The sequence below is a fragment of the Streptomyces sp. Mut1 genome (genome assembly GCF_030719295.1).
GTDB classification, from domain to species: domain Bacteria; phylum Actinomycetota; class Actinomycetes; order Streptomycetales; family Streptomycetaceae; genus Streptomyces; species Streptomyces castrisilvae.
This window is the reverse complement of the sequence record NZ_CP120997.1, coordinates 2,928,745-2,951,834: the sequence shown is the minus strand read 5'-3', so window position 1 is coordinate 2,951,834 and position 23,090 is coordinate 2,928,745. Positions and strand designations below refer to the sequence as shown.

Genomic DNA, 23,090 nt, shown 5'->3' with positions numbered 1-23,090 from the left:
GCTTCACCCAATCCCGGGCTCGTACGCATACGCTTGCCGGACCATCTCGGAGACCCCGGAGTACACGGTGCAATTCCACGATTCGATGATCAGTCTCGTAGGCAACACCCCGCTGGTGAGGCTGCGCAGCGTCACGGCCGGCATCCAGGCGACAGTCCTGGCCAAGGTCGAATACTTCAACCCCGGCGGGTCGGTGAAGGACCGGATCGCCCTGCGCATGATCGAGGCCGCCGAGCAGAGCGGCGAGCTGAAACCCGGCGGCACGATCGTCGAGCCGACGAGCGGGAACACGGGCGTCGGCCTGGCGATCGTCGCGCAGCAGAAGGGGTACAAGTGCGTCTTCGTCTGCCCGGACAAGGTGTCCACGGACAAGATCAACGTGCTGCGCGCCTACGGTGCCGAGGTCGTCGTCTGCCCCACGGCGGTCGACCCCGAGCACCCCGACTCGTACTACAACGTTTCCGACCGCCTGGTCCGTGAGACGCCGGGAGCCTGGAAGCCCGACCAGTACTCCAACCCGAACAACCCCCGTTCCCACTACGAGACCACCGGTCCCGAGCTGTGGGAGCAGACGGAGGGGAAGATCACCCACTTCGTGGCCGGGGTCGGCACCGGCGGCACGATCAGCGGCACCGGCCGCTATCTGAAGGAGGTCAGCGGAGGCGCGGTCCAGGTCGTCGGCGCGGACCCGGAGGGCTCGGTCTACTCCGGCGGCTCCGGCCGGCCGTACCTGGTCGAGGGCGTCGGCGAGGACTTCTGGCCGACGGCGTACGACCGGACGGTCACCGACGAGATCGTCGCCGTGTCCGACAAGGACTCCTTCCAGATGACCCGGCGCCTCGCCAAGGAGGAGGGGCTGCTCGTCGGCGGTTCCTGCGGCATGGCCGTCGTCGGCGCGCTGGAGGTCGCGAAGCGGCTCGGACCCGATGACGTGGTCGTCGTGCTCCTCCCGGACAGCGGCCGCGGCTACCTGAGCAAGATCTTCAACGACGAGTGGATGGCCGACTACGGCTTCCTGGAGGACTCCGGTCCCTCCGCCCGGGTCGCGGACGTCCTGAACCACAAGGAGGGGCCGATCCCGACCCTCGTCCACATGCACCCGGAGGAGACGGTCGGGGAGGCGATCGACGTGCTGCGCGAGTACGGCGTCTCGCAGATGCCGATCGTGAAGCCGGGCGCGGGCCACCCGGACGTGATGGCCGCCGAGGTCATCGGCTCGGTGGTCGAGCGGGAGCTGCTGAACGCGCTGTTCGCGCAGCGCGCCTCGCTCCTGGACCCGCTGGAGAAGCACATGTCGCCGCCGCTGCCGCAGGTCGGCTCCGGCGAGCCGGTCGAGGACCTGATGGCGGTGCTCGGCGGTACGGGAGCCGCGGACGCGGCGATCGTGCTGGTGGAGGGCAAGCCGAAGGGCGTGGTCAGCCGCCAGGACCTGCTGGCGTACCTGGCGAAGGACACGGCCGCCGCCACGAAGCCGTAGGACGGTGCACACGCGCTTCGCGAAAACGGTACGTGTGCGACACGCGGGCGCAGCACCGGCTTAACACGGCTCCGGCACATTGGTGGGTGTCGGCGGGGAAGCCCGCCGGCACCGAGTACGGCGACACGGACTACGGAGCGGCTCCCGGACCTCCACCGTCGCCCGGACGCGCAGACCGGCCCTGACCCGGACCGCGTCGTCCTTCGCGGGGACCGCCGTCGTCCCGCCCCCCGGGCAACCGGGGGTGTGGCGGTCCCCGCGACACTCCTTTGCGCGACGCGCCCACGCCTCCGCCCCCGGACACGTGAGCCGTGCGCTCACTCCTCCCAGTCGGAGGCCGCCCGCCGCTCCTCGCGCCCGCGGAACAGGCGCCTGCCGTGGCCCGCCTGGAAGACGTTGACGCCGACGATCCCGAGCCAGGCCACGATGAGCCCGCCGATGCCGGCGTTCGCGGCGCCGATGGCGGACAGCGGGACGGCCAGGACCAGCGAGATGATCCCGAACCCGAAGCGCTCGCCGAAGTGACCCATGGGCTGCCCCGGCGCACGCGCGCCCCGGGCGACGGCGGTCTGCTGCTCCGCGAGGTGCCGCCGGACCCTGCGGTCGAGCGTGACGTCGAGTCGCTGTTCCACCTTCTCCAGGAACGACTCGACGAGCGCGGAGTCGTAGTCGGTCCCCAGCTCGCTGCGGGCCTGCAAGGTGGCCTTGAGCTCCTTGTCGAGCTCGGTGTCGGGTGCGTCCATGGTGTCCACGGTACGAAGAGGAGCCGCCCGGGACAGTGGGGCTAGCCCCCGTGTTCGGGAGCCGCCGCCGAAGACGAGACGTGACATGCCCTCTGCATGTCTGTTGTGCCCGGCTGCCCGGCTTCCCGCCCGGCTGCCCGGCTTCCCGCCCGGCCCCGCGAGCCGGGCCGGATGCCCGTACTGCCCTTTGTGCCCCTCCTATGCACCGCACATGCGGCGGCCGTGCGCAGCGGGATGCGGGGGTGCAACAGAGGGGCCCGAGGATCGGGGCGGGTTATGAGGTCCGGATGGTCCGGCCGGAGCCCGGAGTGAAGCGAAGGAAGGGGTTCCTCATGTACGAGGGCGACATTTCCCTGCTGGAGGAGATCCAGGAGCAGGAGTTCGACGCGGTCGGCGCGCGGCTTGCGTGCAGCACCAACACGTTCTCCCTCTCGGACTACCTCGGGAACAAGGGTGGCTGGTGCACCCTCACCGTCGAGTGCCAGCCGAACTGCAACTGACACGTCCCGGAGGGAACGCATCATGCGAGACAACAACGACGACCTTCTCGGCGGCTACGACGAGCTGGAGCTCGTGGAGCTGAGTGAGACGGAGTCCCACGGTGGTGTGCTGTCGGGTCCGTGGTGCATAGCCACGGTCACCCTGGTGTCGGCTGCGGCCTGTCCGACCACCAAGTGCACCAGCCAGTGCTGACGGGAGTCCGCCGCCACAGACGGTGAAGCGTCGGGCCGCGTTGTGCGGCGGGCCGGCGGGCCGGGTCGGGGCCTCACCGCCCGTTCCGTTCCGGCTCACCGGTCCCCGCCCACGGCCGCTCCACCGACCGGCCCCCGGCCCCGTCCCGTCGGCCGGCCCGTGCCGGCGTCCCCCGGCAACGGCCGTCCGCCGCCCCCTTCCTGTTCCTCCCGCCAGCGCTCCAGGAGAACCCGAACGTGACATCTCCGGCCGACTACTACCCGGAACTCGACGGCGCCGAGATCGCGGAGAGCATCACGCCCCTCGCGCGCTTCGACGGCCCGATCCTGACGATGCTCGGGGACGGCTCCGGTGATCTGCGGTCCGTGCGGGCCGACGGCGCGACCGCGCCGGAGGGCACCGGGGACTGGATCGACGAGGCCGAGGAGTACCCCTTCCAGCGCGTCGTGCGGTCCCTGGCCGCCCACGTGGCCGCGACCGGTCCGCTCGCCGGGCACGAGGACCTGCTCCACGACCCCCGGGCCCTCCTGCGCGAGGTGCTCACCCGTACCGAGGTCCGGCTGCGCGAGGTCTGTACCCGGCCGCTGGTGGCCGCCGTGAACAGGGCCCGGGAGCGCGGCGTGCTCACCGGCTCCACGCCCCAGGAGCGCTACCGGTCCTTCGTGCGGCAGGCCGTGGACTCCTCGTTCGAGGAGGCCGGCGGGCTGGCGTTCCCCGTGCTGCGCGGTCTCGTCCCCCTCCTCGTCCGCAATGAGCGCGTCGCCGTGGGGGAGGTGCTGCGGCGGCTCGCGGCCGACCGGGCCGACCTCGCCCGGGTGCTCGGGCTGGACCCCGCCGACCGCCTGGTCTCCCTCGGTGCCGCCGAGGGGGACACCCACCACCACGGCCGCAGCGTCGGCGTGCTGACCTTCCGCTCCGGGCGCCGCGTCGTCCACAAGCCGAGGGACGTGTCCTGCGAGGCCGCCTACGAGCGCCTCGTCCCCGCGCTGAACGCCCGCTACGGCACCCGGCTGGCCGCGGCCCGGGTGCTCCGGTGCGACGGATACGGCTACGTCGAGTACGTGGAGGCCGAGGACGTCGCCGACGTCTCCGCGCGGTTCCTGCGCGAGAGCGGTGAACTGGCCGCCGTGCTCTACCTGCTGAACGCCCGCGACATGCACTTCGAGAACATCCTGCCCACGCGCCGCGGCCCGGTCCCCATTGACCTGGAGACCCTCCTGCACCCCGAGCGGCTGCACCACGGCCCCGTACCGGAGGCCCCCGGCAACGCCTACGCCGCCATCGGCGGGTCCGTCTACGGCATCGGCATCCTGCCGCTGGTCATGCCCGGCAAGGGCCCCGACGCGGGCCACATCGACCTCGGCTTCCTCGGCGGACAGGGGCGCGGCGCGACCCCGTTCAAGAGCCTCCGCTTCGAGAACCCGTACACCGACCGGATCAGCCTGGTGCTGCGGTCTTCCGCCGCGGCCGAGCGCCGGACCGTCGCGGGCGCGGTCACCGAGGCGCGGGTCCGCGAGCTGGGGCGGTGCATGGCCGAGGGGTTCACCCGGCTCTACCGCGCGGTTCTCGCCGACCGGGAGGGCTGGACCGGCCTGCTGCGCCGCACCGCGACCGGTGCGCGCGTGCGCTACGTCCACAACCCGACGGCCCTGTACGGGCAGACGCTGCGGATGACCTCCGGTCCCGCCGCGCTCGACGGCACCGGGACCTACCTGGCGCTGCTCAAGCGCGTCGCCATCGCCAGCAAGTCCGGCGACCGGCCGCTGGTCCGCTCCGAGATACGCCAGCTCGCGGAGCGGGACGTGCCCTATTTCACGGTGGCCGCGGACGGCACCGACCTGTGCGACGGCTCCGGCGCACCCGTCGGCTCGTCCTTCGACAGCTCCCCCCTCCAGCAGGCCCTCGACAAGGCCGGGCGGCTGTCGGAGCCGGACCTGCGCGAGCAACTTCGGCTCATCCACTCCGCGTTCTCCTCCCGCTTCCCCGACAACCACCTCGGTGCCGCGGGCACCACGCCGGCCGGGGGCCCGGCACCGGACGCCGCACTGCGGCGGGAGGAGATGACCGCGCTGGTCCGGCGGCTGTGCGACCGGCTCGTCGAGACGTCCCTGCCCGACCAGTTCGCCCATCTGCCCCGCACCTGGATCGGCCCCATCGCCTCCGCCGACGCCAACCGGCCCTGGCCGCCCGGGGTCCTGGGCTACGACCTGTACACCGGCCGTACAGGCCCGGCCCTGGCGCTGGCCTCGGCGGCCCGGCTGCTCGGCGACGGGGCGTACCGGGAGCTGCCCGTCCAGATCTTCTCCACCACCGCGGAGATCCTCGCCACCCGCGGCTACGAGACCCGCAGCGTCCAGCAGGCCGGTTTCGCCGGATACACCGGCATGGCCGGGGTGCTGTTCGCCCTGGCGTCCGCGGGGCGGCTGCTGGACGAGAAGGACTGGGTGGCGGCGGCCCAGGGTGCCCTGCCCCTCGTCATGGACCAGATACGGGCGGCCCCCGCCGACCGGCTGCCGATGGACGTCATCGGCGGGCTCGCGGGCGTGATCCCCTGTGTCGCCGCGGTCGGCGGCCCGCACGCCCCGGAGGCGCTGGCCGCGCTGGCGGGGCTGCTCACCCGCCTCCTGCGGGACCCCGCCCGCACGGCCGATCCGCTGTTCGCCCAGTCGGGCTTCGCCCACGGCGTCAGTGGCGCGCTGCACGCCCTGTGCCGGACGCACCCCGTCCTGTCCGGCGCGGAGGCCGCATCGGTGCGGGAGACGGCGGCCGGACTGCTGGAGCGGCTGCGGCACTTCCACGACCCGGCCGAGGACAACTGGTTCTCCAGCACGGCCGGGGACCGTACGTACTCCACCGGCTGGTGCCACGGCGCCACCGGTATCGCCCTGTCCCTCGCCGCCTGCGCGGAGACCTTCGGCGAGCACTTCGGTGAGCGCCCCGGCCACGAGGGCTGCGGGCGGCTGCGGGACCGGGCGGCCCGCAATCTGGTCGCCCACGGCTTCGGACGCAACCTCACGTGGTGCCACGGCGACCTGGGCAACCACGACGTCCTGCGCGCTCTCGCGGAGGCGGAGGCGGAGCCGGGGGCAGAGGCGCAGGCCGGGACGGCCGGTACGGGCGCCCGACGGGCCGGTACCGGGACCGGCGGTGCCGGTGTGCCCGCCCTGCGGGACTCCCTCGCCGAGGTCGAGGACCGGTGGCTGCACCCCGACGCCTTCGCCCGCAAGATCGACGACAGCACCAGCCGCTACGCGCACACCAGCAGCCTCATGGTCGGCACCGCGGGCATCGTGGTCCACCTCGTGGGCCGGCTCGATCCGGCCGTACGGCTGTCGCCCGTGACACTCACCCTGGAGGACCGGCGATGAGCGGACGACGGGTGCCGACCGTCACCCAGGTCACCCAGACCGAGTGCGGTCTGTGCTGCTGCGTGGCCGTGCTGCGCCACCACGGTCGGGCGGAGGACATGACCGAGGCCCGGGACGCGCTGGACGCGGGACGGGACGGACTTTCGGCCCGGGACCTCGTCCGGTTCCTGACCCAACGCGGCATGCGGGTCAAGTCGTACCGGGTGCGCGGGATCGGCGCGCTGGAGAAGTTCACCTCCCCGGTGATCCTCTTCTGGGAGGACCAGCACTTCCTGGTGCTGGAGCGGTTCGACGGCCGGACCGCCGTCGTGATGGACCCCGCGGTGGGGCGTCGCCGGATCAGCCGGAAGGAACTGGAGGACGGGTTCAGCTCCATCGCCATCAGCGCGGAGCCGGGACCGGAGTTCGAGCGCAGACGCGCCCGGCCGTTCGCGGAGTGGCGGTCCGTGCCGCTCTTCGCGGAGGGGGCGCCCCGGCGCATCGCTCTGGTCGCCCTGCTCTCCCTCAGCGGCTACGGCGCCGTGCTCGGCATCCCGATGCTGACCGAGTGGGCCGTCGACCGGGCGGGCGACTGGCACCGGCCCGTCGATCTCGCTCCGGTCATGGCCGCCGTCCTCGCCGTCGCCGCGGGCTTCTTCGCGATCCACCTCATCAGGGTGCTGGTGCTCTCCTCGGTGGTCACCCTGATGGGGCGGCACCTGATGACCCACACCTTCAGCCGGATGCTCGCCCTGCCCTACCGGTACTTCACCGTGCGACAGCCCGGCGAACTCCTGTTCCGGCTGAACAGCGTCAACTCCATCCGCGATCTGCTGTCCTCCCGGATCGCCCAGGGCGTCCTGGACATCGGCACCCTGCTCTGCGTCACCGTCTACCTGTACGTCACGGAATGGCGGCTCGGGGCCGTCGCCTCGGTGCTGCTCCTGCTGAACGCCTGCTACCTGGCGGTGACCCGGGTACGGGTGCTGGAGTCGGCGGAGACCGAGATCTCGCACCTCTCCAAGAGCCAGTCGGCGCAACTGGACGCCATCGTGTCCATCTCCTCGATCAAGATGGGCGGTTACGCGCGAGAGTTCGTGGACCGGTGGAGCACCACGTACGACGCCTCCCTCGACGCCATGCGCACCCGGATGCGACTCCAGCAGGGCCGCATCGCCGGCGTCACCACGACGACCCAGATGTTCGGGCCGATCGTGGTGCTGCTGGCGAGCCTCTACTTCGTCAGCAACGGCCGGATCTCGCTCGGCGCGGCCATCGCCGTGCAGACGGTGTCCGGTACCTACTTCGCCCTGGCGACCTCGGTGTTCCAGACGTACACCGAGTTCACCGAGGCATCCCGCTACATGGCCCGGCTCAACGACATCGCGGAGGCCGAGCCCGAGTCGCGCGGCGGCAGCCTCACCCGGCTCCCCGACACCTCGATCTCGCTGGAGAACGTCGTCTTCCGCTACACCCGGCACAGCGAACCGGTACTGCGCGGGGTCTCGCTGGCCATCGAGCCGGGTTCGCGCATCGCCCTGGTCGGGCCCTCCGGGTCCGGGAAGAGCACCCTGGGGCGGCTCATCTGCGGTCTGTACGAACCGGGTTCGGGCACCGTGAGGTTCGGCGGTCAGCCCGCGTCCCGGTACGACCGGGACGCCCTGCGCCGCGCCATCGGCTACATCCCGCAGGAGGTGCACCTGCACAACCGCACCGTCCTGGACAACCTGACGCTCGGTCAGGACCTGCCGCTGGATCGCGTACGGGAGTACTGCGCCGAGGTCGGCATCCTCGACTTCCTCGACGACCTGCCCATGGGGCTGCACACCCTGGTCTCCGAGATGGGCGCCAACTTCTCCGGCGGTCAGCGCCAGCGGCTGGCCATCGTCCGGGCCCTGTTGCAGAAGCCGAAGCTGCTGGTCATGGACGAGGCCACGGCGTCCCTGGACACCGTCAACGAGCGCCGGGTCAACCGGATCATCGAGGACCTGGGCGCCACCCAGGTCATCATCGCCCACCGGCTGGCGACCATCCGCTCGGCCGACCGCATCCACGTCCTCGACCGCGGCCGTGTGGTCGAACAGGGCACCCACCACGAACTGCTGAGCGGGGATTCGCTCTACGCCGAGCTGTACGCGGAGCGCACCGAGGACCCCACCCTTGTCCCTGGAGAGCGGTCATGAGCGACACCACTGCGGCCATCGAGGCGTTCCAGCCCTTCTACGCGCACATGGTCCCCGAGGACACCGTCGCCGCCCGGGTCGGCCCGGCGCTCGCGCGCGCGGCAGGACCCGGACGGGCGGAGCCACTGCTGCTCCAGGTGCGTGCCGGACTCGTCCGCGCCGTCGAGACACATGCCTTCCGGACGCTGATCAAGGAGTTCCACGCCTTCCGCGAGGAGACCGGGCTGCCGGCGTCCACCACCGCCGACACCGCGCTGCGGCGCTTCCGGCTCCGGCTGGAGGACGCGGCCTTCTGCCGGAGCATCGCCGAGCGGCACCCCGTCCTGCGGGACCGGCTGCGCACCGTCACCGCCAACGGGCTGGACGCGCACGCCGAGGTCTTCGCCGCCTTCGACGCCGACCGCGCGGCCCTGCGGGAGGCCGGCCTGCTGTCCGGCGACCGGACCGGCGTCGCGGACATCTCCGGCACCGGCTCCGACCTGCACAACGACAACCGCCAAGTGGTGCGCGTCCACCTCACCGACGGAACACGGCTGGTGTTCAAGCCCCGGCCCCTGAACACCGACGCGTTCGTCCGCGACCTGTTCGCCGCCGCGGAGCCCCGGCTGCGGCACTCACTGGCGGGCTGTGTGCCGCTCTCCGTCACGGTGAGGGAGCACGGCTGGCAGCGGTACGTGGTCCCGTCGGCGATGGACGGTGCGGACCAGCCCGAGCGCTACTTCTACCGGTTCGGGGCGCTGTGCGCACTCCTCGGCGCGATCGGGGCCTCCGACCTGCACGACGAGAACCTGCTGGCGGCCGGCGAGCACCCGTGCCTGATCGACACGGAGACCGTGGTGCGGCCGGACCCCGGCGAAGCCCCCGTCTCCTTGCCGAAGACCCTCATCGACCACCTGAAACTGTCCGTGGCCTCCACGGTGCTCATCCCGATGGTCGACCCCAACGGCGCCATGGACATGATCGTGGCGGGTGTGGGGGTCGAGGGCGACCAGGCGTCGCGGCTGCGGCGGCCGGTCCTCCAGGACACCGGGACCGACAACCTCCACGTCCGCTGGGAGAACGTCGTCTACCGGCACCGCGACAACGTGCCCAGGCTCGGCGCGGACGCGCTGTCCCCCGTGGACCACTTCCCGGCCCTGCTGGCCGGATACCGGGACGCGCTGGGGTCCGTGCGCGGCGACGGGCTCGGGGCCGTACTCAAGGGCCACCGGGACATGCCGGTGCGCTGCCTCATCCGTTCGACGATGGTCTACTCCCGTTTCCTGGACGCGGCCACCCATCCCGACTACCTCGCCCGGCCCGAGGAGGCCGACCGGCTCCTCCGGCTCCTCGGGAGCTACCCGGAGTACCTGAGCCCTCCGGCGGCACGGTTCGTCGGCGAGGGGGAGCGGGCGGCCCTGGACACCGGCAACGTCCCCTACTTCGTCACACGGGCGGACTCCACCGGACTGGCCACCTCCGCCGGGACCCTGCCGGACGTCTACTCCTCCTCCCCGCTGGACTTCGCCCGCCGGGGCCTCGCCGTCAACGGCCGCCGGAGCGACGCCTACCACCACTTCCTCCTGGAGGAGTGCTTCGGCGAACTCTGCGCCGGCCGGCCCGGCGGCCTGTCGCGGCACAGCGTCTTCGCCGATGCCTGCCGGGCTGCCCTGCCGGGCCGGTGGTGGCCCTCCATCGCCCGTACGGTGGACGCGGTCGCCGTCCGCCACGACGGTCCCGACGGCCCCGAGACCGGCTGGGTCTCCGGCATCGGCCCGGACCGCAACGCACCGACCCTCACCCCGGGGAACTTCATCTCCTTCCACGACGCCGGCGGCATCGTTGCCTTCCTGCGCAACGCGGCCCTCCGGGACCCTTCCCTCGCCCCCGCGGGACAGGCCGCCGAACGGGGCCTGGACGCCCTGGTCGCGGAGTACGGCGACATCCTGCTCCAGGTCCCGGAGGGCGTCTTCACCGGCGGTGCCTCGCTGGCCCTGACCCGCCCGGACCGGTACGACCCCGACTGGACGGCGCGGGTACTGGCCCGGATCACGGAGGGGGCGGAGGCCGGAACCCTGGACGCGGACCTGGCCAACGGCCCCGCGGGCACCCTGATGGTGCTGCTGTCGCGGGCCGCGGCCGGACAGGAACCGCCGGGGACCAGGGACCTGGCCCGCCTCGTCCTCGCCGGGACCGGCCCCCTCGCGGCGGCGCCCTGGTACGACCTGGCCCACGGTGAACTCGGCCTGCGCTGGGCCGCCGCCCGCGCCGGAAGGGTGCTGGGCGACCCGGCGGTGAGCGCCGCGTCCGCCGACTGGCTGGAGGAACGGCTGCGCTCCGGCGCCCGCCCGGAGTTCGCCGGATGGTGCAAGGGCGCCGCCGGCCTGCTGCTGGCCTCGTCGGAGATCCTTGTCTCGGCCGGCCGGCGCGAACGGCTGAGCGGCGGCACGCTCGCCGCACTCGCGGACCGGGCGGCGGTACTGCCCGACGGCCCGGTCGACCTGTCGGTGTGCCACGGCACCAGTGGCGCCGTCCAGTCCCTCGTCGCCGCCGCCGGTCTGCTCGGCGAACCGGCGCTGCTGGAACGGGCGGTGGACCTCCAGGAGCGGGCGATTACCGCCGCCGTCCGGCACGGCTTCCATCTGGGAGCACCCGGACGGACCTCCCTGCTCGGCTACATGTTCGGCTGGGCGGGGGTCGGCGACACGGATCTGCTGCTCGCGACGGCGCTGGAGGACGGGCCGGACGTGCCGGTGCCCGCAGCCCTGTGCGTCCCGGCGGCGGACGTGGCCGCGACGGCGGTCGCCCGGTGAGCGGGCGCACCGACGCGGGCGCGGCCTTCCCCCTGGTCGTCGCGACGGTGATCGCCGCGGTGGCCGTCACCCAGCGGAACTGGACCGGGGCGGTGGTGGCCGTCGTGATCGGCGCCGCCGCGGCCCTGGTGGCGCGGCGGAGGTCCGGCCGCGGAAAGGAACGGCGATGAAGTACTCCCTCCTGCTGCCCATCGGCCCCACCCGGCCCGAGCAGGTCGTCCCCTTCGCCAATCTGGTGCAGTGGACGGCGGCCGACCGCCTCTGGCTGGGGCAGGGCATGGTGCTGGAGTCGCAGCACCTGGTGAGCTGGCTCGCCGGGCTCGGCATCCGGGTGCCCACCGGGTTCGGCGTCTCGCTGATGCCGTTCCGCTCGCCCTACCACGCCGCGGTCGAGGCACGTTCGGTGGCGATCGCCACCGGCCGTCCGGTGGTCGCCGGGTTCGGTCCCGGCGCGGTCGCGCTCCAGCGGGGCCTGCTCGGACGGCCCTACACGAGCCAGATCGGCGCCGCCAAGGAGTACGTCCGGATCGTGCGGGACCTGGTGGCGGGCCGTACCGCGGAGACGGAGGGCGGGCACTTCACCGTCTCGGCGGCCCTCATCCCGGCCCTGGCACCGCCGGTCTCGGTCGGCCTCGGGGCGCTGCGCGAGCGGATGGCGGTTGCGGCGGGCGAGGTCGCCGACGCCGCCGTCACCTGGATGGCGGGCGCGCGGTACCTCGCGGACACCCTGGTTCCGGCGATGCGGGGCGCCGACCGCGAACTCGCCGCCCCGCTGCGGGTGAGCGCCATCGTGCCCTTCGCCCTGGCGGCCCCCGGCCGCGACCCGGTCGCCCTGGCGTCGGCGGCGTGCGGGTCCCACATCCAGTTGCCGCACTACCAGGACACACTGCGCCGGGCCGGTGTGGTCGTCCGGGGCCAGGCGGACGAGGACGCGCGGGCCCTGGTCGACGCCGGGGTGTTCCTGTACGGGAGCGCCGACGAGATCCACGGCGCGCTCAAGGAGTTCGCGGCGGCCGGCGTGGACGAGGTGGTGCTGAACGCCACGGGCGTGGGCCTGACGCACGGTCCCAAGGCGGCGGCCGACGACCTGCTGGCGTTGCTGCGGGGCGTCGCGCGCGACGCGGAGTCAGGGGACGGCGGGCTGCGGTGACGGGACACGGTTCCCGCCGGGCGCGGTCGACGGCGCGCCGGCGGCACCCAGGGGGAGCACGGTGAGGTCCGCAGGACGGGCGGACGCGCTCGTGGGCCGGGCGGACGCGTGCGCGGGATACGCGGCGACGATCCGCAGGGCGGCGTCCCGGTCCCAAGTGAGGGCCGCCGTCCGCACCGCCTCGACCTCGGGCGGCACCGCCAGCCCCAGATCCTCCGCGAACACCGACGCGCACCGCTCGACGGCGGCCAGCGCCCCGGCCGCGTCACCGGTGACACAGTGGGCCGCCGCCAGCAGCGCCCACAGCCGCTGCCGGTAGGGGGCCTCGGCGATGACGCTCTCGATGCGGTAGGCCAGCAGCTCCGTGTGCCCGGCCAGCACACAGGCGGTGAAGAGGTCCTGGTGGGCGTCGAGCCGGGCGCAGTCCAGACCGGCGGCGTGCGCGCCGAACCAGCGGGTGGGCGGCAGGTCGTGGCCCAACGGCCCCCGCCACAGTGCCGTTCCGGCCTCCAGTTCGGCCACTGCCGCTTCCGACTCGCCCCGCAGCAGCAGCCTCCGGCCGCGCCGCGCGTGACCGGTGAAGGCGGTCAGGTCCACCTCGTGCGCCTCGGCGCGCAGCACGTAGCCGCTGGCGGGCCCGCGGTAGGTGCGCAGCCGGTCGCTGAGCCCCGGGACGGCCCGGTCGAGGTCGCGGCGGAGCCCGGTCAGATGGCTGCGGATGTTGGCGGTGGCCGAACCGGGCGGCTCGTCCCAGAGGATCTCCATGAGGTCGGCGGCGGCCAGGGGCTGCCCCCGCCGCAGCAGCAGCGCGGTGAGCAGCGCGCGCCGGACGCTTGAGCCGGCCTCGGCGCTTCGGCCCACCTGGACCGGTCCCAGAATCCTGAACAGCATGCCCCGATCCCCCCTCGCCCGGCCTGGGTAGGGCGCCGGGCAGCACTGAGAACAATGGTTCCTGATACGCGCCGGACGGGTCGGAGAACCGGGTGTCCGGCGATGGGGCCCGGCGTGGAGAAGCAGGGAGCGGGGCGGCCCGGCGTTCGGGGGTGGTGACCCGGCCCGGCCGATCCGCGGAGGGGCGTCCGTACCGTCGCCCCCGGTCTCCCCGTCCAGGGGCTTCGTGTGCCGCCCTCCTCGCTCGCGCGGCCCTCACCATGTCACCGGGCCACGAGGGGGTCAAGGGCGTTGCAGCATCCTGCAACGCCCTTGACCAGGAAGGGTATTGGGTGCCGGGGCCGCTCACCGGGGTTCGCCGGCCGGGCGGATTTCCCGTGGCGCTCCCCGTAGGGCCGACCCGATCCGCACCAGCACCGGGCCCCCGCTCGGGCGGCTCCGCGACGGCCCGGTCCCGGGCTGCCGCAGGCGGCTGCATATGGACATGCAGGGGCTGTGCTGGCTGAATGGATTCGTCGGCGCCGGACCTCGGCACGGCGGATCTACCGAGGGGACAGGATGAGCGGGAGCAGCCCGGCCGCGCGGTTGCAGGAGCTGTTCGAGGGGCGCAGGCTCACGCCCACGCAGCGGCGCATCGCGCACTCGATGGTGCGCAGGGCCGGTGACGCCCCGTTCCTCTCCAGCGTCGAACTCGCCGAACTGGCCGGCGTCAGCCAGCCCTCCGTCACCCGGTTCGCCGTCGCTCTCGGCTTCGACGGCTACCCCGCCCTGCGCAAGCACCTGCGCGAGGTCGCCCCGGCGGGCCCGGAGACGGGGGAGGAGACGTACAACGAGTACCAGCAGGCGGTGCTCGGCGAGATCGAGAACCTGCGCCACCTCGCCGAACTCCTCGCCGACCCGGGCCCCGTCGAACGGGCCGGCCGCCTGCTCGCGGCCTCCCGCCCGCTGCCGGTGCTGGGCCTGCGCGCCGCGTCCTCGCAGGCGCGGGGGTTCGGGTACTTCGCCGCGAAGGTGCACCCGGACGTCCGGGTGCTCGACGAGGGCGGCAGCATGCTGCACGACCGGATCGACGCCGCGCGCCGGGCCGGGGCGACGGCGCTGATCTGCTTCGCGCTGCCGCGCCACCCGCGCGAGGTGGTGGACGCCCTCGCGTACGCGCGTGACCGGGGGCTCACCGTGGTGTCCGTCGCGGACTCCGCGTTCGCGCCCGTCGCCCGCCACAGCGACCTGCTGATCCCGGCCGCCGTGGGCACCGGCCTCGCCTTCGACACGGCCTGCGCGCCGATGCTGCTGGGGCGCGTCCTGCTGGAGGCCATGTGCGACGCCCTGCCCGACGCCCAGGCCCGCCTGGAGGAGTTCGACGCGGGGGCGGTGGCCAGGGGCCTGTTCGTGGAGTAGGTGTCGGTTGCCCCGTCCCGGGGCGGAGGGTTCCGTCTTCAAGCGCCGGACGGGCTGAAGAGCACGCCTGCGCGTCCCGGGTGGGGTCCGGGGTCCCTCCGGGGCGTCTCCTCGGACGACGAACGTTCCGCCGGTACGCAGCCGTACCCGGGTATCTGTTCGTCGTCCTGCGGGGACTCCCCTGCACGCCCCCGGACCGGCCGCCACGCGTCTGCACGCCGGTGGGACGACTGTCGCAGACGCATACGCGTCCGGGTGGGGGCGTGCAGGGGAGTCCCCGCAGAAAATGGCGTACGACCCGGGTCCTCCGCGTCGTTGGGTGAACACGCCATTTTTGAGGAGTCTGCCCGGAGGGACCCCGCCCCCACCCACCGGACGGTGGGCGACCCGCACCCCACGGACGACGACGCCCCCAAGCCCGTCCGGCGATTGAGGACGGAACCCTCCGCCCCGGACCGGGGCAGACGCTCAGACCTCCAGGTCCGCCTCGATCTTCTTCAGCTGGTGCCGCGCCATCGCCAGGTTCGCCCGCCCGGCGTCCAGCACCAGGTAGAGGAAGAGGCCCGTGTTGCCCCGGGACTTGAGGAGCCGGATCAGGTGGTACTGGGTGCCGAGAGTGATGAGGATGTCCTCGATCTCGTCCTGGATGCCGAGGTGCTCCATCGTGCGGAGCTTGGCACGTACGACGTCGGTGTTGCCGGCGGCCGCGACCTCCAGGTTGAATTCCTTGCCGCCGCCGAGGGTGCCCAGCGCCATGCCGCTCGTGTAGTCGACGAGGGCGACACCGGTGGTGCCCTCGATGGACGACATCGCTTCCTTCAGTGACGCTTCGGTGTTCGCCATGAGTAGGTGTTTCCTTTCCCTGGCCGGCCGTTGCGGCCGGTCACGTTGTGGTTGGGGGTCATCAGGTCGGACGGTGCGGGAGCGCACCGGGCTGTTGCTGGGGGCGCGGTACGGGCGCGGCCTGCGGGGCGCGGTCCAGGGCGCCGTCGACCAGCGCGCCGATGCGGGAGCCGGCCCGGCGGCCCTCCAGATGGAGCCGCCCCACGTTGATCCGGTCCTCGGCCAGCAGCGTCAGGACGGCCTGGGAGCCCGCGGCGTACGTCGCGATGTAGCCCGTCTCGCCGCGCACGAGGAGTTCACGGAAGCCGCCCCGGCCGGTCGCGTCCGTCATTCGGATGGCGACGCCGAGCGCGGCGGCGGTCAGCGCGGCGACCCCCTCGGCCTCCACCCCCGGTGTGTCGTGGGCCAGGACCAGGCCGTCGGTGCTGGCCGCCAGGGCGCCGGAGAGGAGCGGGACCCGGGCCCGTAACCGCTGGAGCTCGGCCAGGAGGTCCTGCGCTTCGGCTTCGGGCACCATCAGCTGTCTCCTTCCGGCACGCTGTCTGAGCGCGCGTATCACAGGGCCTCCAATGCGTTTCGGAGCCGGCGCAACAGGGCGACGTCGGGGTCGGCCGTGACCTCGGGGAGGGCGATCCGGTCCGCCGAGGAGGCGGCGAGCGCGGCCTGCGGGACCGCCTCGACCAGCCCGGCGGCGGTGAGGCGCCGCAGGTCGACCAGGGTGTGGAACGCGGATCTGCCGAGCTCCTGCGCGATGTCGGTGGCCGTACGCGCCCCGTCCACCCGCTCCAGCACCCGGCGCTGGCGCGGCGGTACGGGCGCGTCGGCGGGACGGCCGGTCCGCGTCAGCGGGGCCGTGTCCCCGGCCGCGTCCGGCCAGATCCGGTCCAGCAGCTCCCGGCGCCGGAGCGTCTCGCGCTGCACGGCGGCCGCGGGGACGGGGCGCACGGGGCCGATCCAGTGCGCGACGCCGTAACGGAAACGGGCGGGCGTCCGGGTCGGCGCGAGGGCGAAGAACGCCGCGTCGTACAGCGCGCCCAGGTGGCACAGCTCCAGCGCCCCGCCGGGCACCCGGCCGCTGTCCACGAGGTACCGCCCGACCCGCCGGCCGACCCCCGCCTCGGCGACCGCGTCCCACCAGCCCTCGCGCCGCAGCGCGCCGCCCCGGGTGAGCAGGACGTCGATGCCGGGCGTCGCCGGCGATTCGGCGTGCACCACCTCGCCGTCGGCGAGGTACAGCGTGCCCCGGTCGCGCATGAGTGCGCCGGTGGCCCGCTCGGCGGCGAGGCGCTGGAGCATGGGCGAGAGGACCGGCGCGCCGGCGGACTCCCCCGCTAGGGCGGCTGTCATGCGAGGACCAGCCGCTCGGCCATTTCTCCCAGCCGTATCCGGGCGAGCGCGAGATTGCCCTCAGCGCGGTCCAGCCACAGGTGGAGGAAGACGCTGCTGTCGAAGTCCGTCTCCACGAACCGCAGGATGTGGTAGCCGGCGCGGGTGGTGACGATGACGTCCTCGACCGGCGGCACGGCCGGCTCCCCGGCGGCCGGCGGGTCCGGTAACCCGATGGCGAAGGCGGGCTGTTCGGCCGCCATCCGGGCCACCTCGGCGGTCTCCGCGGCGGTGGCCTCGTGGTCGCCGTTGGGCGATTCACCGATGGTGCCGAGGGCGAGACCGCTCGTCCAGTCGACGACGGCGGCACCCCGGGCACCGGGCAGTCTCATGACGTCGAGCAGGCACTCGTCAATTCCGGGCACGCGGATTTCCCCTCCGACACGCTGTTCGGCTGTGACCCTGAGGTTACGCAACGTGCTCTGTCCAGGTGGGGGTTCTGGCATTTTCCATCGGTACATGCAGGTGGCTGCCGGAGAATGCCCCGCAGCGAAGCGGAGTGGACCGCTCCTGAGGGCTTGCGGGGGCCTTCCGGCCGGGACTGTTGACTGGAGCTATTCACCCACCCAAGATGTGAATAGAAAGTTCACAGTCGCGAGGAGGCACCGCCATGTCAGGACCCCGCCCCGTACGGGCGCCGCGCGGTACGGAACTGAGTGCCCTGGGATGGCAGCAGGAAGCCGCCCTGCGCATGCTGCAGAACAATCTCGATCCCGAGGTCGCCGAGCACCCCGACAAGCTCGTCGTCTACGGCGGCACGGGCAAGGCGGCCCGCGACTGGCGCTCGTTCGACGCGATGGTCCGTACGCTGCGCACGCTCAAGCAGGACGAGACGATGCTCGTCCAGTCCGGGCGGCCGGTCGGGGTCATGCAGACGCACGAGTGGGCGCCGAGGGTCCTGATCGCCAACTCCAACCTGGTCGGCGACTGGGCGAACTGGGAGGAGTTCCGCCGCCTGGAGGCGCTCGGGCTCACCATGTACGGCCAGATGACCGCCGGGTCGTGGATCTACATCGGCACGCAGGGCATCCTCCAGGGCACCTACGAGACGTTCGCCGCGGTCGCCGCGAAGCGGTTCGGCGGCACGCTGGCCGGGACGATCACCCTGACCGCCGGACTCGGCGGGATGGGCGGCGCCCAGCCGCTCGCCGTCACCATGAACGACGGCGTCGCGATCTGTATCGACTGCGACCCGCGCGCCATCGAACGCCGCATCGAGCACCGCTTCCTCGACGTGCGCGCCGACTCCCTGGAGCACGCCCTCCAGCTCGCCGTCGAGGCGCGGGACGCCCGCCGCCCGCTCTCCATCGGCCTCCTCGGCAACGCGGCGGAGCTGCTGCCCCGGATGCTCGCCGAGGGCGCCCCCGTCGACATCGTCACCGACCAGACCAGCGCCCACGACCCGCTGGCCTACCTCCCGGCCGGCGTCGACTTCGACGACATGGCCTCGTACGCGGCCGAGAAGCCCGCCGACTTCACCCAGCGGGCCCGCGAGTCCATGGCCCGGCACGTCGAGGCGATGGTCGGCTTCATGGACGCCGGCGCCGAGGTCTTCGACTACGGCAACTCGATCCGCGGCGAGGCGCGGCTCGCCGGGTACGAGCGGGCCTTCGACTTCCCCGGCTTCGTCCCGGCCTACATCCGGCCGCTGTTCTGCGAGGGCAAGGGCCCGTTCCGCTGGGCGGCGCTCTCCGGTGAGGCGTCCGACATCCACAAGACGGACAAGGCGCTGCTCGAACTCTTCCCGGAGAACGAGTCCCTGCACCGCTGGATCAGGATGGCCGGCGAGCGCGTCCACTTCCAGGGGCTGCCCGCCCGTATCTGCTGGCTCGGCTACGGCGAACGGGACCGGGCCGGCGAGCGGTTCAACGACATGGTGGCGAGCGGCGAACTCGCGGCGCCGCTGGCGATCGGGCGCGACCACCTGGACTGCGGTTCCGTGGCCTCCCCGTACCGCGAGACCGAGGCCATGCTCGACGGCTCCGACGCGATCGCCGACTGGCCGCTGCTGAACGCCATGGTCAACGTGGCGTCGGGCGCCTCCTGGGTCTCCCTCCACCACGGCGGCGGCGTCGGCATGGGCCGCTCCATCCACGCCGGCCAGGTCACGGTCGCCGACGGCACGCCGCTGGCCGGCGAGAAGATCCGGCGGGTGCTCACCAACGACCCGGGCATGGGGGTGATCCGGCACGTGGACGCGGGATACGACATCGCGGAGTCCGTGGCGTCGGACAAGGGTGTGCGGGTGCCGATGAGGGAGGACGAGGCGTGACGGCCGTGCGGCCGGGCGAGGGGTCCTCCTTCCAGGAGATGTGGCGGGAGCTCGCGCCCATCGGGCGGGACGCCGGCAGCGGGGGATACCGGCGGTACGCCTGGACGGCCGCCGACGCCGACTGCCGGGCGTGGTTCCGGGCGCAGGCCGAGGCGCGGGGGCTGGTGCCGGAGGTCGACCGGAACGGCAACCAGTGGGCCTGGCTCGGTGACCCCCTCGCGGGGGACGCCGTCGTTACCGGCTCGCACCTCGACTCCGTGCCCGACGGCGGGGCCTTCGACGGGCCGCTCGGTGTCGTGTCCTCGTTCGCCGCGCTCGATGAACTCCGCCGCAGGGGAGCGGAGTTCACCCGGCCGCTGGCGATCACCAACTTCGGTGACGAGGAGGGGGCCCGCTTCGGCCTCGCCTGCGTCGGCTCCCGGCTCGCCGCCGGGCAGCTGACCGTCGAGGCCGCGCACCGGCTGCGCGACGGGGACGGGGTCACGCTCCCGCAGGCCATGGCCGCCGCCGGACACGACCCGGACGCCATCGGGCCCGACCCCGAACGGCTCGCCCGGATCGGCGCGTTCGTCGAACTCCACGTCGAGCAGGGCCGCGCCCTCGACCTCAGCGGCGACCCCGTCGGCATCGCCTCCGCGATCTGGCCGCACGGGCGCTGGCGGTTCGACTTCCGGGGCGAGGCCAACCACGCGGGCACCACGCGGCTCGCCGACCGGCGCGACCCGATGCTCACGTACGCCGAGACCGTGCTCGCCGCACGCCGGGGAGCGGAAATCGCGGGCGCCCTCGCCACCTTCGGCAAGGTCGCCGTCGAGCCCAACGGCGTCAACGCCATCCCCTCCCTCGTGCGCGGCTGGCTGGACTCCCGCGCCGCCGACCAGGACACCCTGGACACCGTCGTCGCCGCCGTGGAGCGGGCCGCCCGGGACCACGCCGAACGGGCCGGCATCGACCTCGACGTCGTCCGCGAGTCGTTCACGCCCGTCGTGGAGTTCCAGCACGCCCTGCGCGACGAGCTGGGCACCCTGCTCAAGGGGTCCGCCCGGGGCACCGGCCGCGCCGTCCCCGTGCTCGGCACCGGGGCAGGACACGACGCGGGCATCCTGTCCGCCTCGGTCCCGACCGCCATGCTGTTCGTACGGAACCCGACCGGGATCTCGCACTCGCCGGCCGAACACGCCGACGAGGACGACTGCGCGGCCGGGGTGACCGCACTCGCCGACGTACTGGAAGGTCTCGCGTGCCGCTGACGACGGAGGGGACGGGCACGCCCGTCACCCAGACGTACTGGCTGTCCCACGCCTGGCTCGGCACCCATGTCGAGCCGGGCGTCCTCCTGGAGGTGTCCGACGGGCGGATCAACGGCGTACGGACCGGCGCCGACGCGCCCCCGCCCGGCGCGGCCGTACTGCGCGGGCTCACCCTTCCGGGCCTGGCCAACACCCACTCGCACGCCTTCCACCGCGCCCTGCGCTCCGCCGTGCAGGTCGGCTCCGGGACCTTCTGGACCTGGCGCGAGACCATGTACCAGGTCGCGTCCCGGCTCACGCCCGACACGTACCACGCGCTGGCCCGCGCGGTGTACGCGGAGATGGCGCTCGCCGGCATCACCGCGGTCGGCGAATTCCACTATCTGCACCACGGGCCGGGCGGCACCCCCTACGACAACCCGAACGCCATGGGCGAGGCCCTGATCGCGGCCGCCCGCGACGCCGGCATCCGGATCACCCTGCTGGACACCGCCTATCTCTCCGCCGGATTCGGATCCGGACCCGACCGGTACCGCGAGCCCGACCGGCACCAGCTGCGCTTCAGCGACACGACCGCCGACGCCTGGGCCGAGCGCGCCGCCCTCCTCAAGGGCGACGACCACACGGTCATCGGCGCCGCCGTCCACTCCGTACGGGCCGTCCCGGCCGGTCAGCTCGCCACCGTCGCCCGGTGGGCCGACGAGCGGCGGGCACCGCTCCACGTCCACCTCTCCGAGCAGACCGCCGAGAACGACGCCTGCCTCGCCGCCCACGGCCGCACCCCCGCGCGGCTCCTCGCCGACCACGGCGTCCTCGGACCCCGCACCACCGGCATCCACAACACCCACCTCACCGACGAGGACATCGCGCTCCTCGGCTCCACGGCCACCGGCACCTGCATGTGCCCGACCACCGAACGCGACCTCGCCGACGGCATCGGCCCCGCCGCCGCCCTCCAGCACGCCGGCTCCCCGCTCTCGCTCGGCAGCGACAGCCACGCCGTGATCGACCTCTTCGAGGAGGCGCGCGCGATGGAACTCAACGAGCGCCTGCGCACCCGGCGCCGCGGCCACTGGACCGCCGCCGCCCTGCTGCGCGCCGCCTCCGCCACCGGCCACGCCGCACTCGGCCGGCCCGACGCGGGCGTCCTCGAACCGGGCGCGCCCGCCGACCTGGTGACCGTGGCCCTGGACTCCGTCAGGACAGCGGGGCCATCGCCGCGGCTGGCGGCCGAGACAGCCGTATTCGCCGCCTCCGCCGCTGATGTCCGCCACACGGTCGTCGCGGGGCGCCACCTCGTACGCGACGGGCGGCACACTCTGATCGACGACGTCCCCGAAGCGCTCGCGAAGGCCATCGCGGCCCTGCACCACTGAGCAGCGGCCCGGGGGAGAACCCCCGGCGGCCCCCACGCAAGGAGAGCAGTCCCCCGATGACGACGACCGCCATCACCCACATCTCGGCCCTGGTCACCAACGACCCCTCCCTCGGTGACGCGTCCCCCCTCGGACTGATCCAGGACGCGGCCGTCGTCATCGAGGGCGACCGCGTCGTCTGGACCGGTGAATCAAGCAAAGCACCCGCCACTGACAACGCCGTCGACGCGGGCGGCCGGGCCGTGATCCCCGGCTTCGTGGACTCCCACTCCCACCTGGTCTTCGCGGGCGACCGCACCCAGGAGTTCAACGCCCGGATGTCCGGCAGGCCCTACAGCGCGGGCGGCATCCGCACCACCGTCGCCGCCACCCGCGCCGCCACCGACGAGGAGCTGTCCGCCAACGTCGCCCGCTACCTCGCCGAGGCGCTGCGCCAGGGCACCACCACGTTCGAGACCAAGTCCGGCTACGGCCTCACCGTCGAGGACGAGGCCCGCGCCCTGCGCGTCGCCGCCCGCCACACCGACGAGGTCACCTTCCTCGGCGCCCACATCGTCTCCCCGGACTATGCCGACGACCCGGCCGGATACGTCGACCTGGTCACCGGCCCCATGCTCGACGCCTGCGCCCCGCACGCCCGCTGGGTCGACGTCTTCTGCGAGCGCGGCGCCTTCGACGGCGACCAGGCGCGGGCGATCCTCACCGCGGGCCGCGCCAGGGGCCTGCACCCCCGGGTCCACGCCAACCAGCTCGGCCACGGCCCCGGCGTCCAGCTCGCCGTGGAGCTCGACGCCGCGTCCGCCGACCACTGCACCCATCTGACCGACGCGGACGTCGACGCCCTGGCCCACTCCGCCACCGTCGCCACGCTGCTCCCGGGCGCCGAGTTCTCCACCCGCGCCCCCTGGCCGGACGCCCGTCGCCTCCTGGACGCGGGCGCCACCGTCGCCCTGTCCACGGACTGCAACCCGGGCTCCTCGTTCACCTCGTCCCTGCCGTTCTGCATCGCCCTCGCCGTGCGCGACATGGGCATGACCCCGGACGAGGCCCTCTGGTCCGCCACGGCGGGCGGCGCCGCGGCCCTGCGCCGCGACGACGTCGGGCGCCTCACCCCGGGCGCCCGCGCCGACCTGGTGGTCCTGGACGCCCCCAGCCACGTCCACCTCGCCTACCGGCCGGGCGTGCCGCTGGTCCACCAGGTCTGGCGCGCGGGCGAGCGCGTCGCGGCCCCGTACGGCGGCTGAGGGCCGGCCCGGGGAACGCGGAAGGACCTGCCCCGGCGGGGCAGG

General features: G+C 73.5%; 19 protein-coding genes. 13 read left to right on the top strand and 6 right to left on the bottom strand.

Annotation, left to right across the window (positions count from 1 at the left end; translation table 11 throughout):
- Positions 1-67 precede the first annotated feature (67 nt).
- Positions 68-1,477, top strand: a complete 1,410-nt coding sequence (locus P8A18_RS12560; protein WP_306054208.1) for a cystathionine beta-synthase — start codon at positions 68-70, stop codon at positions 1,475-1,477.
- A gap of 317 nt (positions 1,478-1,794) precedes the next feature.
- Here the strand turns inward: P8A18_RS12560 and P8A18_RS12555 are convergent, their stop codons facing one another.
- A complete protein-coding gene (locus tag P8A18_RS12555; RefSeq protein WP_018553009.1) occupies positions 1,795-2,220 on the bottom strand; it encodes a hypothetical protein in 426 nt (141 codons plus the stop codon).
- Between the two features lie 308 nt (positions 2,221-2,528).
- On the opposite strand from P8A18_RS12555, the gene P8A18_RS12550 reads away from it, so the two are divergent.
- The 7 genes from P8A18_RS12550 (at position 2,529) to P8A18_RS12520 (ending at position 12,385) form a co-directional block, all read left to right on the top strand.
- The gene (locus P8A18_RS12550; RefSeq protein WP_306054206.1) at positions 2,529-2,720 is read left to right on the top strand and encodes a plantaricin C family lantibiotic; all 192 of its coding nucleotides are present in this window, start codon (positions 2,529-2,531) and stop codon (positions 2,718-2,720) included.
- A gap of 22 nt (positions 2,721-2,742) precedes the next feature.
- Positions 2,743-2,913 carry a class II lanthipeptide, LchA2/BrtA2 family gene (locus P8A18_RS12545; RefSeq protein ID WP_306054204.1) on the top strand — a complete coding sequence of 57 codons (171 nt, stop codon included), beginning with the start codon at positions 2,743-2,745 and terminating at the stop codon, positions 2,911-2,913.
- A gap of 236 nt (positions 2,914-3,149) precedes the next feature.
- On the top strand, positions 3,150-6,281 hold the full coding sequence (locus P8A18_RS12540; RefSeq protein ID WP_306054202.1) for a type 2 lanthipeptide synthetase LanM family protein: 3,132 nt from the start codon (positions 3,150-3,152) through the stop codon (positions 6,279-6,281).
- Positions 6,278-8,443 carry a peptidase domain-containing ABC transporter gene (locus P8A18_RS12535; protein ID WP_306054200.1) on the top strand — a complete coding sequence of 722 codons (2,166 nt, stop codon included), beginning with the start codon at positions 6,278-6,280 and terminating at the stop codon, positions 8,441-8,443. Before P8A18_RS12540 ends, P8A18_RS12535 begins: the two co-directional genes overlap by 4 nt.
- A complete protein-coding gene (locus tag P8A18_RS12530) occupies positions 8,440-11,235 on the top strand; it encodes a DUF4135 domain-containing protein (RefSeq protein WP_306054198.1) in 2,796 nt (931 codons plus the stop codon). The genes P8A18_RS12535 and P8A18_RS12530 overlap by 4 nt, the downstream gene beginning before the upstream one ends.
- Positions 11,232-11,405, top strand: a complete 174-nt coding sequence (locus P8A18_RS12525) for a hypothetical protein (protein ID WP_306054196.1) — start codon at positions 11,232-11,234, stop codon at positions 11,403-11,405. The genes P8A18_RS12530 and P8A18_RS12525 overlap by 4 nt, the downstream gene beginning before the upstream one ends.
- Positions 11,402-12,385: an LLM class flavin-dependent oxidoreductase gene (locus P8A18_RS12520; protein ID WP_306054194.1), complete on the top strand. Its 984-nt coding sequence runs from the start codon at positions 11,402-11,404 to the stop codon at positions 12,383-12,385. The genes P8A18_RS12525 and P8A18_RS12520 overlap by 4 nt, the downstream gene beginning before the upstream one ends.
- Here P8A18_RS12520 and P8A18_RS12515 read toward each other — a convergent pair.
- Positions 12,362-13,276, bottom strand: a complete 915-nt coding sequence (locus tag P8A18_RS12515; protein ID WP_306054192.1) for an AfsR/SARP family transcriptional regulator — start codon at positions 13,274-13,276, stop codon at positions 12,362-12,364. The genes P8A18_RS12520 and P8A18_RS12515 overlap by 24 nt on opposite strands.
- Before the next feature lie 558 nt (positions 13,277-13,834).
- Here P8A18_RS12515 and P8A18_RS12510 point away from each other — a divergent pair.
- Positions 13,835-14,674: a MurR/RpiR family transcriptional regulator gene (locus P8A18_RS12510; protein ID WP_037710337.1), complete on the top strand. Its 840-nt coding sequence runs from the start codon at positions 13,835-13,837 to the stop codon at positions 14,672-14,674.
- A gap of 468 nt (positions 14,675-15,142) precedes the next feature.
- On the opposite strand, the gene P8A18_RS12505 is transcribed toward P8A18_RS12510, so the two are convergent.
- The 4 genes from P8A18_RS12505 to P8A18_RS12490 all read right to left on the bottom strand — a co-directional run bounded on the left by P8A18_RS12505 (position 15,143) and on the right by P8A18_RS12490 (position 17,268).
- Positions 15,143-15,517 carry a hypothetical protein gene (locus tag P8A18_RS12505; RefSeq protein WP_018553007.1) on the bottom strand — a complete coding sequence of 125 codons (375 nt, stop codon included), beginning with the start codon at positions 15,515-15,517 and terminating at the stop codon, positions 15,143-15,145.
- Between the two features lie 61 nt (positions 15,518-15,578).
- Positions 15,579-16,034 carry a roadblock/LC7 domain-containing protein gene (locus tag P8A18_RS12500; protein ID WP_018553006.1) on the bottom strand — a complete coding sequence of 152 codons (456 nt, stop codon included), beginning with the start codon at positions 16,032-16,034 and terminating at the stop codon, positions 15,579-15,581.
- A 38-nt stretch (positions 16,035-16,072) separates the two neighbouring features.
- Positions 16,073-16,864, bottom strand: coding sequence for a transcriptional regulator (locus P8A18_RS12495; protein WP_306054187.1), 792 nt, complete (start codon positions 16,862-16,864; stop codon positions 16,073-16,075).
- Positions 16,861-17,268, bottom strand: a complete 408-nt coding sequence (locus P8A18_RS12490; protein ID WP_306054185.1) for a hypothetical protein — start codon at positions 17,266-17,268, stop codon at positions 16,861-16,863. Before P8A18_RS12490 ends, P8A18_RS12495 begins: the two co-directional genes overlap by 4 nt.
- A 245-nt stretch (positions 17,269-17,513) precedes the next feature.
- Between P8A18_RS12490 and hutU the strand changes: the two genes are divergently transcribed.
- Genes hutU through hutI form a run of 4 tightly spaced genes read left to right on the top strand, consistent with a single transcriptional unit; the run spans position 17,514 to position 23,045 of the window.
- Positions 17,514-19,175 carry a urocanate hydratase gene (gene hutU / locus P8A18_RS12485; protein WP_306054183.1) on the top strand — a complete coding sequence of 554 codons (1,662 nt, stop codon included), beginning with the start codon at positions 17,514-17,516 and terminating at the stop codon, positions 19,173-19,175.
- Between the two features lie 38 nt (positions 19,176-19,213).
- Complete coding sequence (locus P8A18_RS12480) at positions 19,214-20,425, top strand: allantoate amidohydrolase (protein ID WP_306060859.1); 1,212 nt, start codon at positions 19,214-19,216, stop codon at positions 20,423-20,425.
- Positions 20,416-21,801 (top strand): formimidoylglutamate deiminase, encoded by a 1,386-nt coding sequence (locus tag P8A18_RS12475; protein WP_306054181.1) that lies wholly within the window; start codon positions 20,416-20,418, stop codon positions 21,799-21,801. The genes P8A18_RS12480 and P8A18_RS12475 overlap by 10 nt, the downstream gene beginning before the upstream one ends.
- Positions 21,802-21,857: 56 nt before the next feature.
- Positions 21,858-23,045 carry an imidazolonepropionase gene (gene hutI / locus P8A18_RS12470; RefSeq protein ID WP_306054179.1) on the top strand — a complete coding sequence of 396 codons (1,188 nt, stop codon included), beginning with the start codon at positions 21,858-21,860 and terminating at the stop codon, positions 23,043-23,045.
- Positions 23,046-23,090: the final 45 nt, after the last annotated feature.